Source organism: Brucella cytisi (assembly GCF_038433355.1).
Lineage (GTDB): Bacteria > Pseudomonadota > Alphaproteobacteria > Rhizobiales > Rhizobiaceae > Brucella > Brucella cytisi.
The window spans coordinates 1-13424 of the sequence record NZ_JBCAUP010000051.1; the positions used below are offsets into that span (position 1 = coordinate 1).

The window sequence follows — 13424 nt, forward strand, 5'->3', positions numbered from 1 at the left end:
TAGAGCGTTTCCGTTTTTCTCTGAATCGAATGCGCTTCCCAAATCAGTTTTGTTCTGATTCACTGATGCTGGCTGGATGGAGGCCAGCGTTGGATGACCGCACCGATATCGAATGATCTTCGAGAGCGCGTTATTGCCGCCGTGCTGAGTGGCGAAAGCGTTCGTTCAGTGGCGACGCGGTTTGAAATTGCCGCATCTTCAGTCGTAAAATGGTCCCAGCGCCATCGTGCGACCGGATCGGTTCATCCCGGCAAGATGGGCGGCCACCGCAAGCGGATACTCGAACCGCATCGTGATATCATTGTGCAACGGCTCGCCGAGAACCCACACCTGACACTCCATGGCCTGAAGGCGGCGTTGACCGAGCGGGGTATTTCCGTCTCGCACAATACGATCTGGGAATTCATTCGCAGTGAAGGGCTGCGCTTCAAAAAAAACACTATTCGCCCTTGAGCAAGCTCGTGCCGACGTCGCTCGCAAAAGACAGCGCTGGAAGACCCTGCAAAATCACCTTGATCCCGAACGGCTGGTCTTCATTGATGAGACCTGGATCAAGACCAACATGTCGCCGATCAGAGGCTGGGGTCCAAAAGGCAAGCGACTGCGGGCATTTGCACCGCATGGCCACTGGCGCACGCTGACATTCCTGGGCGCTTTGAGAAACGATCAGCTTACAGCACCCTGTGTCTTCGACGGACCGATGAACGGCCAGTGTTTCCGCGCCTATGTCGAGCAGCAGTTGGTCCCGGTGCTCAAGCCAGGCGACATTGTCGTCATGGACAATCTCGGCAGCCATAAGTCGGCAACCATCCGTCAATTGATCAAAGCCGCCGGTGCGCGCCTCTGGTTCCTGCCACCCTATTCGCCGGACCTCAATCCGATCGAACAAGCCTTTTCCAAGATCAAGCATTGGATGAGAAATGCACAAAAGCGCACCATCGAAGACACATGGCGTCATATCGGCAGGCTGGTCGAAACCATCCAGCCCGCCGAATGCCAAAACTATTTGGAAAACGCCGGATATGGTTCCGTTAAAAGGTGAAACGCTCTAGTTACCCTATTCGTTACCCGAACAAGATTTGCTAATCGCTACCGTATGAATTTTAGGTGCTAAGTGCTTGGTTTTACTGGTGCCGCTTGCGTGACTCGAACACGCGACCCCATCATTACGAATGATGTGCTCTACCAACTGAGCTAAAGCGGCCCGGAACATTACGTTCCAATTTCCCGAAAGAAGCCAACCGTTTCCGGCTGGACGGTGCGCTGATAACCAAAAGTACGGAGGAAAGCAAGGCCCAAATCAAACAATCTCGTTGTTTGTTAGAAAGCGTTCACAACATGTACATCTTCAGTGCCGGGCAGGGTGGAAAGCGGCCGGTTTTTACAGCGGGCACGCGATAACTACCCATCGAGTATGAAACGTTGGAACCGCGCCAGCCTTCAAGCTGGCGCGTTGCTGCGGCGCTCAAAGAATTAATTGCCCGAGCAAAGACGCTGGCGGGTGTCGTGATATTCACGCTCCAGCCGGTCGACCAGTTGCCCGGCAGGCGTCACTTCGTGGATGGCGCCAATCCCTTGGCCGCAGCCCCAGATATCCTTCCAGGCCTTGGCTCCTTCCTGTTGAGCCTTGTCGAAATCCATCTTGGATGGATCGGCTTCCGGCAGGTTGTCCGGATCGAGACCTGAATTGGCGATCGACGGCTTCAGGTAATTGCCTCCGATGCCGGTGAAGTAGTTGGAATAGACGATGTCGGATGAATTCGAGTCTACGATCATCTGCTTATAGGCATCTGTCGCGCGTGCTTCGGTCGTGGCGATGAAGGGTGAGCCGATATAGGCGAGGTCGGCACCCATGGCCTGTGCGGCGAGGATCGAGCCGCCGTTGGCGATGGCGCCTGAAAGAAGCAGGGGGCCGTCGAACCAGGAACGGATTTCCTGCACAAGCGCGAAAGGCGATAGCGCGCCGGCGTGGCCGCCGGCACCGGCAGCCACAGCGATAAGGCCGTCCGCGCCTTTACGGATTGCCGAATTGGCATGGCGGTTGTTAATGACGTCGTGGAGAACGATGCCGCCATAGGAATGGATTGCCGCATTCACCTCCGGCACGGCACCGAGCGAGGAAATGACGATCGGTACCTTGTATTTCACGCAAAGACCGAGATCGTGCTCAAGGCGCTTGTTGGAGCGGTGCACGATCTGGTTGACCGCGAAGGGTGCGGATGGCCGATCCGGATGGGCCTTGTCGTAAGCGGCAAGTCCTTCCGTGATCTCTGCCAGCCACTCGTCGAGCTGTGCTTCAGGACGGGCATTGAGGGCGGGAAAGGAGCCGACGATGCCTGCCTTGCACTGCGCCATTACCAGAGCAGGATGCGAAATGATGAATAGAGGAGCACCAACTACCGGGATGCGCAATCTGCTTTTCAGGATATCTGGCAAGGCCATCTTCAATCGTCCTCCGTGATTGACGTTTGCGTAAACGTAATGTTTCTAACAGCTCTTTGCCCAACGGCAATATCAAAAGCGCGCGAGCCGATCTATCGATACGGTCCGCCCGCGCTTTTCCGAGCATTTTGACAGGAAGTTTCGGAAACCGGCTGATTGGGACATTCTTGATGCATGGACACTCCCTGGTCAGCAGAATTGCCCAGAGGGGAGGGAATCGCCAGCATACTTCGGGATGTCTCGTTCATTCGCATGAGGCAGTTCGGCGTTGTTAAACCATACGGATGGGGGAAAACCGCAGTCAGAGCTAATATTTGGTGTCTCCGACATGCTTATTGGCTAGTCAAAGCGGGTGATGAACAGCTAAATGCCTTGATTCAGACGTTAATTTCGCTGAGGCTTATGAAATCGTCTGCATCGGGGACCGCTTGCTCCTGTTGAGGGCGTGACGAAACGGCGGGAAGAACGAACAAGGGAAGAGCAGCCTTTGGAAAGTATTGAGCGCGCGATCAGGAATGCATTTGCCAAGGCGGATGCGCACAATCCGGCGACCCGCCAGCGAATCTATGAATCCGCTTGGGGTGCGCATGAGCGCGCTCTTGCGGCAAATACTGCACTTAGCGACGTGCAGAAAGAACAGCGCCGCCAGAAGCTGAAGGACGCGATCTCGCACATCGAACAGGAATTCAAGACCGGTGGTAACAATACTGAGCGTCGCGACCCATCACTAGATGCTCCGCACAGGGAAGATCCGATCCTTGGCGGCAGGACGGAAGAGGCATCGCCTGCACTCGATACCGGTGATATCCGTGCGACCTCGCGGCAGAAGAAGCGCAGCAATGCCGATCTCGGTTATGAGGGCGGAGTTTCGCGTAAGGACCGCAGGAAAAAGAAACGCCATTCACCTTTCTACAGTTATGGCATTCCGGCGCTCGTGCTCTCTGTTGCTGTTTTCATCGGTTATTCGCTCTATAACAGCTTTGTCGATTTGAGCCGTGGACCAGCGAACAATCCGCTGCATAGCGATGGCAGTATTGCGCCTTTGAAAGAAGGCGAAGAGCCTGGCGGATTGAAATGGATCACGATTTTCCAGCCGTCCGAGGCGACACGCATGTCCGTCAAGGGACGTGCGACGGCGGAAATCAGGCAGGAAGGCACACGTAGTTTCGCGCGTGTACAATCTTCCGGTGCTGAAGATACGGTCACATTCGATGTGGGCGAAGGCATTTTGAACCAGCTGGAAGGCAAGAAGGCGACCTTCGATATAGTGGCACGCGCTGACGATGGCAAAACGACCCAGATGTCGGTCAACTGCGATTTTGGCGGTCTTGGCGATTGTGGACGCAGACGCTACGACGTACGCGATTCCGTGAGCGATTTCCTTTTCGATATGGATATTCCATCTGGTCAGAAGGCAGGTCGCGCAGGCACGATCACGGTCAACTCGGATTTGAGCGGTTCCGGCAAGCCAGTCAACATCTACGAAATCCGTGTTTCGACGGCGGCTGAATAATTAGCTCAGCAGCTTTTCCAGTGTTTCAAGCCGGTCCGCTTCGCGGGGCGGCTTGTCCCAGCGAATCCGCGAGAAACGCGGAAAGCGCATGGCGACGCCGGATTTATGGCGCGTGGAGCGGTTGAGACCCTCGAAAGCCACCTCCACCACAAGGCCGTGATCAGGCTCGGCACGCACGGACCGAACCGGCCCAAAGCGCTCGGTGGTGTTCTCGCGCACAAACTTGTCCAGCAGCTTCAGTTCTTCGTCCGTAAAGCCAAAATAGGCTTTGCCAACCGGCACCAGCACGGGCTCATCTTCCGGCCCCGTCCAGACGGCAAAGGTAAAGTCTGAATAATAGCTGGAGCGCTTGCCGTGCCCACGCTGGGCATAGACGATCACGGCATCGACGGTGAAAGGGTCGCGCTTCCATTTGAACCAAGGCCCTTTCGGGCGTCCGGGCAGATATGTGCTGTCGTGGTGCTTTAGCATCACCCCTTCGATGACGGGATGGGGTGGATTGGCGCGAAACTGCGCCAGTTCCTGAAAGTCAGCGAAAGGCAGCACCGGCGAAAGATCGAACCGGCGGGGGTCGAGCTTGCCGACGAATTTTTGCAGGCGGGCACGGCGCTCGGAAAAGGGCAGGGCGCGCAGGTCTTCTCCGGTCTGCTGGTTCCCTTCCTGCAACAGATCATAGGCCCGCACGAAAGCCGGATAGTCGCGTAACTGCTTCGCGCTCACGATCTTGCGGTTCAGTCTTTGCTGGAGATCGGAAAACGTAGCAGTTTCTATGCCGGTTTCGCCATGATGACCGACGAGCAGTTCGCCGTCGATGGCACCTTCGAAATCCATAGTCTCCAGAATGTCCGGGAATGCGCCGGAAATATCGTCACCGGTGCGTGAATAGAGACGGCGCACGCCGTCTTCCGAGACGGCCTGCACCCGAATACCGTCCCATTTCCACTCGGCGCTGTAAGCGGATGCATCGAGCAAGGGGATTTCAGCTTCATCAAGCGCCGTCGCCAGCATGACGGGGCGAAACGGTGCGGCTGCGGTGGCAGCAGGTTTTTCGCCTCTGCCTTCCAGCCAGGCGAAAAGCGCCTCATAGGGCGGTGATTGGCCGTGCCAGAGTTCCTCGATTTCCACGACGTTGACGCCGCCGAAATCAGCAAGGGCTTGTTTGGCCAGGCGGGCTGAAACCCCGACGCGCAGACCGCCGGTAACGAGCTTTAACAGCGCGTAGCGTTCAGAAATGCCGAGCAGGTCGAGCCATCCCGCCACGAGCATCGGACTTTCGCGGCGCGAAGCATTCTGTAATTCGTGCACCACGATCCCAAGTGGCAGATTTGCGCCGGGCGCGGTTTCGCTCGAACCGGGCCAGATAAGCGAAATAGTTTCGGCGAGGTCTCCCACATAATCATAGGAATAGGCAAAGAGTGTGGGATCGGTGCGCTCGGTTATCAGCGCCCTCAACATGGCTGGTTTCACGCTTTGCAGTTCGAGATCGCGCGTGATTGCCGCCAATGCCAGACCGCGGTCCGGGTCGGGCGTGGCACGGAAATAGTCAACAAGCAGCCGAAGCTTGCCGTTGCGCTGCGGTGTCAGAACCAGTCGGTCAAGCAGTTCAGCGAAAGCACGCATCAATCACCCTCATCTTCATAACCGACGAGATGCAACGGTTTTGCTGGTATGTTCTGCAGCTCGCACCAGCGAACAAGCGCTTCCTCGCGTCCATGCGTGACCCACACTTCGGCGGCTGCAATTTCCGTAATTGTTGCCGTCAGTTCATCCCAGTCGCAATGGTCGGAAATGATGAGTGGCAGTTCAACGCCCTGTTGCTTGGCGCGCTGGCGGATACGCATCCAACCGGAGGCAAAAGCGGAAATGGGATCGGGAAAACGCCGTGCCCAGCGGTCGGAAAAGGCAGATGGCGGACCGACGATGATCTTGCCTGCAAAATCCGGCTGCGCCTCGTCTCGTTCCAGCGTTGCCGGTTCAAGCGGACCGAGATTGATGCCTTGTGCCTGGTAATAATCGCAGATCTTTTCCAGTGCCCCGTGAATATAGATCGGTTCCGAGTAGCCAGCATTGCGTATGAGTTTGATAACCCGCTGTGCCTTTCCCAGTGAGTAGGCACCGACAAGATGTGCGCGTTCAGGAAATTGCCGGATTGATTTGAGAAGCGTCGCGATCTCGTGTGACGCATCGGGGTGACGAAATACCGGCAGTGCAAAAGTTGCTTCGGTGATGAATACATCACAGGCGACAGGTTCAAACGGCGCGCAGGTTGGATCGGCTGCGCGCTTGTAATCGCCGGAAACGACAATGCGGGTTCCGTTCTTTTCTACCGCGATCTGGGCGGAGCCGAGCACATGGCCTGCGCCATGAAAACTGACCCGTACACCGTTAATCGTCAAGGTTTCGCCGAGGTCTATCGCTTGAGTGGTTCGGGCAAAGTTCGCGCCATAGCGCAGCGCCATGATGTCAAGCGTCTCGGGCGTTGCCAATACATGGGTGTGGCCGGAGCGGGCATGATCGGAATGTCCGTGGGTGATGAGCGCGCGTTCCACCGGGCGCACGGGGTCGATATAGAAATCGCCCGGCGGGCAATAAAGACCTTTAGGAGAGGAGCAGAGAAGCTGGTTGAAACGCATGGTTTGAAGATAGTTCACGAAGTTCGTCCCGAAAAGAGAGGGAGCTTGCGTCTGCTGACAAAATGAGAACAAAAGTGAACAAAAACCTTGGCGGCTTGCCTCGCTGCGATTAGATTGACGGCGTGACACTGAACCTGAAACCCGCCGCCGCATCTGCCGCTTTTCCCTTGCCGGACCGTTTTCTCGAATGGTTTGCGGCCAAGGGCTGGTCGCCGCGCGCGCATCAGCTTGAGCTTCTGGCCCGTGCCGAACAGGGACAGTCCACGCTTCTGATCGCACCCACCGGGGCGGGTAAAACGCTGGCCGGGTTTCTGCCTGCATTGGTGGATCTGGAACGAAATGGCCGTAAAAAGCCGGGTATGGCGAAGCGCGGTGTTTATACGCTCTATATTTCACCCTTGAAAGCGCTTGCCGTCGATATTCATCGCAATCTGACGGTGCCGGTCGAGGAAATGGGTCTCGACATCACCATCGAGACCCGGACCGGCGACACGCCTGCGCACAAACGCCAGCGGCAGAAGCTCGCGCCGCCGGATATTCTGCTGACCACGCCAGAGCAGCTTGCGCTGTTGATCGCATCCAAAGGTTCGGAACAGTTCTTCAAGGGCCTGCGCTATGTGGTGCTGGACGAATTGCACTCGCTGGTGATTTCCAAGCGCGGGCATTTGCTGGCGCTGGGGCTGGCGCGGTTGCGCCGCCTGCAACCGCAATTGCAGACCATCGGCCTTTCCGCCACGGTGGCGGAGCCCGATGAACTGCGCCGCTGGCTGGTTGAACAGGACGGCACCGGGCCGATGGCCGGACTTGTGACGGTCGATGGCGGAGCCAAGCCGGAAATCACCATTCTCGATTCCGACGAGCGGGTGCCATGGTCAGGCCATTCGTCACGCTATGCCATTCCTGACATCTACGAGGCGATCCGCCAGCACCGCACGACGCTTTTATTCGTCAATACGCGTAGTCAGGCGGAGATGCTGTTTCAGGAGCTGTGGCGGGTCAACGAGGACACGCTGCCCATTGCGCTGCATCACGGTTCGCTCGATGCCAGCCAGCGCCGCAAGGTCGAGCAGGCCATGGCCGCCAACACATTGCGGGCAGTGGTCGCGACTTCGACGCTTGATCTGGGGATCGACTGGGGTGATGTCGATCTAGTCATTCATGTCGGCGCACCGAAGGGGGCCAGCCGCCTCGCGCAGCGTATCGGTCGTGCCAATCACCGCATGGACGAGCCAAGCCGGGCCATTCTCGTGCCCGCCAACCGCTTCGAGGTGATGGAGTGTCGTGCCGCACTTGATGCCAATTATCTGGGCGCGCAGGATACGCCACCCTTGATCGATGGGGCGCTGGATGTGCTGGCGCAACATGTGCTCGGCATGGCCTGTGCCGAGCCTTTCAACGCCGATCAGCTTTATCGTGAAGTGCAGAGCGCTGCACCCTATTCGAACCTTCCGCGAGACACGTTCGACCGCATTCTTGATTTTGTGGCGACCGGCGGCTACGCGCTCAAGACCTATGAGCGGTTTGCGAAAATCCGCAAGACGGTGGATGGTACTTGGCGGGTGTCTAATCCGCGCATTGCGCAGCAATATCGGCTCAACATCGGCACGATTGTCGAAGCGCCGGAGCTCAATGTCCGGCTTACTCGTGGCGGCAAGGGCGGAAATGCGCGCGGCGGACGTGTTCTTGGTCGCATCGAGGAATATTTCCTTGAAACGCTGACCGCTGGCGACACATTCCTGTTTGCCGGAAAGGTGCTGCGGTTTGAAGGTATCCGTGAGAACGAATGTATCGCCTCCAATGCTGCCGGGCAGGATGCCAAGATTCCTGTCTATGCAGGCGGCAAGTTTCCGCTTTCCACCTATCTTGCCGCGCAGGTGCGCGCCATGCTTGCCGACCGCACGCGCTGGCAGTTTTTACCGGAACAGGTGCGGGAATGGCTGGAAGTGCAGCAGTGGAAATCCGTGCTGCCTGCAACGGACGAGCTGTTGATCGAAACCTTTCCGCGCGGCAATCGCTTCTACATGGTCGCCTATCCGTTCGAGGGCAGGCTGGCACATCAGACGCTCGGCATGTTGCTGACGCGCCGTCTGGAACGCATGGGTGCGCATCCGCTTGGCTTTGTCGCGACCGATTATTCGCTGGGGCTTTGGGGCCTCAAGGATATGGGCGCGCTGATCGGTACGGGAAAGCTTAATCTCACCCGACTGTTCGACGAGGATATGCTGGGGGACGATCTCGAAGCCTGGCTCGATGAAAGCTACCTTTTGAAACGCACTTTCCGCAATTGCGCCGTGATTTCAGGGCTTATCGAGCGTCGTCATCCGGGACAGGAGAAAACAGGCCGTCAGGTTACGGTTTCCACTGACCTGATCTATGACGTGCTGCGGACCCACGAGCCCGACCATATATTGCTGCAGGCGACGCGCGCGGATGCCGCGACGGGGCTGCTTGATATCAAGCGTCTTGGCGACATGCTGGCGCGCGTGAAAGGTCATCTGCTGCACAAGCCGCTCGACAGGATTTCACCGCTAGCGCTGCCTGTGATGCTCGAAATCGGGCGCGAGCGTGTGGCGGGTGAGGGTGATGAAATGCTGCTTGAAGAGGCCGCAGACGATCTGATTAGAGAGGCGATGCAATGAAGACTGCGGTATGGGGCAACGGAGAGGCCTACAGTCTGGCCCATGCGGAAGTTCGTGGCGTTGCGGCTGTGTGCGATCCATCCGGTGCACTGTTCCTGCCCGACCTGCATATGCTCATCGTTTCCGATCTGCATCTGGAAAAAGGTTCATCCTTAGCCCGGCGCGGCCAGCTCATCCCGCCTTATGACACAGCAGCGACGCTCGACATGCTGGCGCTGGCCACCGCGCGCTATCAGCCGCGAACCGTCATCAGCCTTGGCGACAGTTTTCACGATGCAACCGCCAGCGAGCGTCTGCCGTCGCTTTATGCAATACGGCTGAAATCGCTTATGGAGCATCGGGACTGGTTCTGGATCACTGGCAATCATGATCCGGGTCGCCCGGTAGACCTGCCGGGCGATTGTGTGGAGGAACTGGCGGTCGGGCCGCTTACCTTCCGGCATGAACCATCGCGCAAGGCCGGGCAGGGCGAGATTGCAGGCCATCTTCATCCGGCGGCCCGCATCGTGCGACGTGGGCGGTCAGTACGCCGCCCCTGTTTTGTAAGCGACGGGGAAAGGCTCATCATGCCTGCTTTCGGAGCCTATACGGGTGCGCTGAATATTCTGGATCGCGCTTTCCGAGGGCTGTTCGCTGACGAGACCCTGCGCGCCTATATGCTGGGACAGGGTAAGGTTTACCCGATTGCGCGCGGTGCGCTTTACGGGGGTTAATCCCTGCGGAACAGAATGCGTCCGAACCAGCCGGTGAAGACGGCAAGGAAAACGGCAAAAAGGCCGTAGAAAAAGCTGTTCTGGTGGGCGGCGTTGTAGATACTCTGTTCAAAACCAGCCTTGACGATTTCCAGACTGGCATTGGCTTCACGCAAAAAAACACCGTTGCGGAACAGAAGCGCCCGAGCCTTGTGGCGCCCGACCGGCACATTGGCGGGCAGGTTCAATGTGGCGCGAAACAAGGTGCGGGAAATGAACTCCACGCCCCCGATGCGCTGCGTATAGAGGCCCTGGCGGATTTTCATTTCGCGCAGTTCGTTGCCGAATGTCGGGATATTGCCCGACAGGCTACCCGGATCTTCCGGGACGAGATAGAAGTTGCGTACGCCCACCGAAAGTTGTCGGTAGATTTTCTCTTCGGTAATGTCCTGCAGATTGCGGGTGGATGCCAGCGAATAGGAGAGCGGCACGCCCATGAAGGTTTCCGAATCCGAATTCACCCAGACACCGAGATAACGGTCCTTCTTGCGCACCACGAGATCGCGCGAGGGGCCTTGTAGCACGACGATGATATCGTAACGGCCTTGTCGTTGGATCATCGGGTCGGCATTGTCGAGCGCGCCGAATATGGTGAGGTCCGTTCCGCCGAAACTCGATGTGATGGCAATGGTTTCGGTTGAAAGTCCGATTTCGATGGTTTCATCCGCAGGGTTCTGCAATTGCGGAACCGTGTTGCCGTTGCCGCTGGAATCGACCTGCGCCAGTGCGCTTCCCGTCATTAGAAGGAACATCAATGCGGAGGAAAGCGTAAGGCTCCGCATGTCAGATATCCGCAATCGAAATGGAAAACAGATTGTCGGGCCGCACGAACAGGCCAAAGGCGAGGCGCAGGCCAACGGCAAGCACGAGAAGCGCCAGCAAAAGGCGCAACTGTTCGCCGCGCAATTTTTGGCCCGCGCGTGCGCCGTATTGCGCGCCGATAACGCCGCCAACCATCAGCAGGAAAGCAAGCACGATGTCGATGGACTGGTTGGTCGTTGCCTGCAGGACGGTCGTGACTGCGGTCACAAAGGTGATCTGAAACAGCGAGGTTCCGACAACCACGTTTGTCGGAACATGCAGCAGATAGATGAGCGCCGGAACCATAATGAAACCGCCGCCGACACCCATCACCGATGACAGAAGGCCGATGAAGAAACCGATGCCGAGAACCGGAATGATGCTGACATAGATGGTGGAGGCGCGAAACCGCATCTTGAATGGCAGGCGGTGTATCCACGTATGCTGGCCGGACCGCCGCACAGCACCTGCTTGTCCCTTCTTCACACGGCGCAAGGCGCGCAGGCTTTCCACCAGCATCAGACCGCCGACAGTACCGAGAAAGAAGACGTAGAGGATGGAAACGATCAGGTCCAACTGGCCGAGATCGCGCAGCCACGAGAACACGAAGATACCGACGAGGGAACCCAATACACCACCCGCCACGAGAAACAGGCCGAGCTTGATATCGAGCGTGCGACGTTTGAAATGCGCCAGTGCGCCGGAAACCGAAGAGGCGATAACCTGATTGGCACCGGTGGCGACCGCGATTGCAGGTGGAATGTTATAAAAGATCAGAAGCGGCGTGATCAGAAAGCCGCCGCCGACGCCGAACAGTCCGGAGAGAAAACCCACGGCGGCGCCCATGCCGAGAAGAACCAGCATGTTGACCGATAATTCCGCAATGGGAAGATAAATACCCAATTCCGAACCCGGCTTTCACGAACGCATGACACACAGCTGCTTGCGGTCGCGCTTCTCCGCAAGATGTTTCACTCTACTAAAACATCTCCGGCAAAATTATGAAACTGTTCTGCGTGCGGAAATGCATGAAAACAAGTAGTTAGGCTTAACTCCACACGTGAGTTTCAGCCTGACCACTCCTCATAATGTCTTGCTCTGTCGCCATCGCGAAGTCAAACGCCGATTGCTGATAAAGTTATCTCGCGAAACTCTATTCGAGGAAAAATGCTGGGTGTTGTTTAAGAACAACAAAAAGAGCCTTGAAGAGAGCTTAAAACAGTCATTGTTGGTATAATCCCATAGAATATATAGGAAATACATTAGCGCAATCTGGCCACGATGCACTGTCGATCAGTCGGTAGCGTTCTGTCGGTTGCTGATGACGATATTGATATCTTCTTTCGGCGTGATGATGGAATGGCCAGACGATGGGTAAAACTGTGCACGGATCGAAATGTTGTCGGACATTTTACTGTCGGTCAGGCTGCCGTTCTTTATGATATAAAGATAGGGATTGGTCAGGTTTACGCTGAAGTTTCCAGCAAAGCGGCTGCTGGACTTGAAGCCAAAGCAGTTCATGCTTTCGGCATAGTAGTTGCCATTCATGACATTCCATTCTTCCATAGGGCTGGACCGTGTGAGACAGGTCTTTTTGCCGTCTGGTGTGGTGAAATTCGCATTGAACGACACGCCTATGAAGATGTTCTTCAGCTCGAAACTGCCGGATAGGACTTTGAAAATGGATTTGTACGGATGAATATCCTCGGCAGGGATAAGTTGCTTGTCGCCAGAGGAAATCTCAGAGCCTGAATCATAATGAACGTAACGATATCAGGCTCTTGCGATCCTTCGGGTGAGGAAGCGGATATTTGCGATGTAGATCCACGCTTCAGAGGAAGCGATGGTTTTCTCGAAGTCCTTGGTCAGTCTGCGACACCGTCCCAGCCATGCAAATGTGCGTTCGACAACCCATCGACGCGGGAGTAGTTGGAAACCTTCAGCGCGATCAGACCGCTTGACGATTTCCAGTGTAAACCTCCCGACCTTTTCCAGCCTGCCTTTGAGCTTTGGTCCTGCGTATCCGCCGTCAGCAAAGATATGCCGCAACCACGGCCAACGTTTGAGAATGGTTTTCAAGACATCCGGCGCGCCGTCTCTGTCCTGAATGCCCGCAGAATGGATCACGAGACCAACCATCAGGCCGAGAGTATCAACCACAATATGACGTTTGCGACCGTTGATCTTCTTCCCCGCATCAAAACCTCGTATTCCGCCGCTTTCCGTGGTTTTCACCGACTGGCTATCGATCACACCAGCCGTGGGGCTGGGCTGCTTGTCGGCCTGTTCACGCGCAATCATCACAAGTGTGTTGTTGATGGTCCGCAGCATGCCATCATCTCTCCAGCGGTAGAAATATTTCTGCACCGTGGAGAATGGTGGGAATTCAGTAGGCAAAAGCCGCCACGCACCGCCCGAAGAAGCTATATAAAGAAGCGCGTTCACCACTTCTCGCAGGTTTGTCTTTCGAGGGCGACCGAGATGTCGTGGCAAAGGCATCAGCGGTTCGAGCACAGACCATTCCGCATCCGTTAAATCGCTTGCATAACGCGAATTGCGACGCTCATACTGTCGGCGAGCGGTTTCAGTCCAGGCCATCGTGATCTCCATCGTATGTCAGAAATCCGATTGAATCATAACCTGC

11 protein-coding genes and 1 tRNA gene are annotated in these 13424 nt (G+C 56.5%); 4 read left to right on the forward strand and 8 right to left on the reverse strand.

Annotated elements, in window-relative coordinates; all coding sequences use genetic code 11:
* Positions 1–93 precede the first annotated feature (93 nt).
* Positions 94–1042, forward strand: a protein-coding gene (locus AAE521_RS26505) for an IS630 family transposase (protein ID WP_144405900.1) whose coding sequence is annotated in 2 segments (ribosomal slippage) — positions 94–429 and positions 431–1042 — 948 coding nt in all. Because the reading frame shifts where the segments join, the coding sequence is not laid out codon by codon here.
* An 86-nt stretch (positions 1043–1128) separates the two neighbouring features.
* Here AAE521_RS26505 and AAE521_RS26510 read toward each other — a convergent pair.
* Positions 1129–1204: transfer RNA gene (locus AAE521_RS26510), tRNA-Thr, on the reverse strand.
* Between the two features lie 269 nt (positions 1205–1473).
* The gene (locus AAE521_RS26515; protein ID WP_071631197.1) at positions 1474–2442 is read right to left on the reverse strand and encodes an NAD(P)H-dependent flavin oxidoreductase; all 969 of its coding nucleotides are present in this window, start codon (positions 2440–2442) and stop codon (positions 1474–1476) included.
* Between the two features lie 487 nt (positions 2443–2929).
* Between AAE521_RS26515 and AAE521_RS26520 the strand changes: the two genes are divergently transcribed.
* Positions 2930–3955 carry a hypothetical protein gene (locus tag AAE521_RS26520; RefSeq protein WP_071631198.1) on the forward strand — a complete coding sequence of 342 codons (1026 nt, stop codon included), beginning with the start codon at positions 2930–2932 and terminating at the stop codon, positions 3953–3955.
* On the opposite strand, the gene AAE521_RS26525 is transcribed toward AAE521_RS26520, so the two are convergent.
* On the reverse strand, positions 3956–5575 hold the full coding sequence (locus tag AAE521_RS26525; RefSeq protein WP_071631199.1) for a cisplatin damage response ATP-dependent DNA ligase: 1620 nt from the start codon (positions 5573–5575) through the stop codon (positions 3956–3958).
* Positions 5575–6588, reverse strand: coding sequence for a ligase-associated DNA damage response exonuclease (locus tag AAE521_RS26530; protein WP_342062966.1), 1014 nt, complete (start codon positions 6586–6588; stop codon positions 5575–5577). Before AAE521_RS26530 ends, AAE521_RS26525 begins: the two co-directional genes overlap by 1 nt.
* A gap of 122 nt (positions 6589–6710) precedes the next feature.
* Between AAE521_RS26530 and AAE521_RS26535 the strand changes: the two genes are divergently transcribed.
* The gene (locus tag AAE521_RS26535; RefSeq protein WP_342062963.1) at positions 6711–9227 is read left to right on the forward strand and encodes a ligase-associated DNA damage response DEXH box helicase; all 2517 of its coding nucleotides are present in this window, start codon (positions 6711–6713) and stop codon (positions 9225–9227) included.
* On the forward strand, positions 9224–9940 hold the full coding sequence (pdeM, locus tag AAE521_RS26540) for a ligase-associated DNA damage response endonuclease PdeM (RefSeq protein ID WP_071631202.1): 717 nt from the start codon (positions 9224–9226) through the stop codon (positions 9938–9940). The genes AAE521_RS26535 and pdeM overlap by 4 nt, the downstream gene beginning before the upstream one ends.
* Here pdeM and AAE521_RS26545 read toward each other — a convergent pair.
* From AAE521_RS26545 to AAE521_RS26560, 4 genes are all read right to left on the reverse strand, one after another.
* Positions 9937–10761 carry a TIGR02186 family protein gene (locus AAE521_RS26545; RefSeq protein ID WP_342062964.1) on the reverse strand — a complete coding sequence of 275 codons (825 nt, stop codon included), beginning with the start codon at positions 10759–10761 and terminating at the stop codon, positions 9937–9939. The genes pdeM and AAE521_RS26545 overlap by 4 nt on opposite strands.
* 1 nt (position 10762) lies before the next feature.
* Positions 10763–11644, reverse strand: a complete 882-nt coding sequence (locus tag AAE521_RS26550) for a sulfite exporter TauE/SafE family protein (protein ID WP_029376011.1) — start codon at positions 11642–11644, stop codon at positions 10763–10765.
* 429 nt (positions 11645–12073) lie between these two features.
* Positions 12074–12328 (reverse strand): hypothetical protein, encoded by a 255-nt coding sequence (locus AAE521_RS26555; RefSeq protein WP_342062965.1) that lies wholly within the window; start codon positions 12326–12328, stop codon positions 12074–12076.
* Positions 12329–12553: 225 nt separating this feature from the next.
* A complete protein-coding gene (locus AAE521_RS26560) occupies positions 12554–13378 on the reverse strand; it encodes an IS5 family transposase (RefSeq protein WP_342060385.1) in 825 nt (274 codons plus the stop codon).
* Positions 13379–13424 lie beyond the last annotated feature (46 nt).

Coding starts and splice junctions, on each gene's coding strand:
- AAE521_RS26515 (WP_071631197.1), bottom strand. CDS start 2,442: ATGGCCTTGCCAGATATCCTGAAAAGCAGATTGCGCATCCCGGTAGTT.
- AAE521_RS26525 (WP_071631199.1), bottom strand. CDS start 5,575: ATGCGTGCTTTCGCTGAACTGCTTGACCGACTGGTTCTGACACCGCAG.
- AAE521_RS26530 (WP_342062966.1), bottom strand. CDS start 6,588: ATGCGTTTCAACCAGCTTCTCTGCTCCTCTCCTAAAGGTCTTTATTGC.
- pdeM (WP_071631202.1), top strand. CDS start 9,224: ATGAAGACTGCGGTATGGGGCAACGGAGAGGCCTACAGTCTGGCCCAT.
- AAE521_RS26545 (WP_342062964.1), bottom strand. CDS start 10,761: ATGCGGAGCCTTACGCTTTCCTCCGCATTGATGTTCCTTCTAATGACG.
- AAE521_RS26550 (WP_029376011.1), bottom strand. CDS start 11,644: ATGCTGGTTCTTCTCGGCATGGGCGCCGCCGTGGGTTTTCTCTCCGGA.
- AAE521_RS26555 (WP_342062965.1), bottom strand. CDS start 12,328: ATGAATGGCAACTACTATGCCGAAAGCATGAACTGCTTTGGCTTCAAG.
- AAE521_RS26560 (WP_342060385.1), bottom strand. CDS start 13,378: ATGGCCTGGACTGAAACCGCTCGCCGACAGTATGAGCGTCGCAATTCG.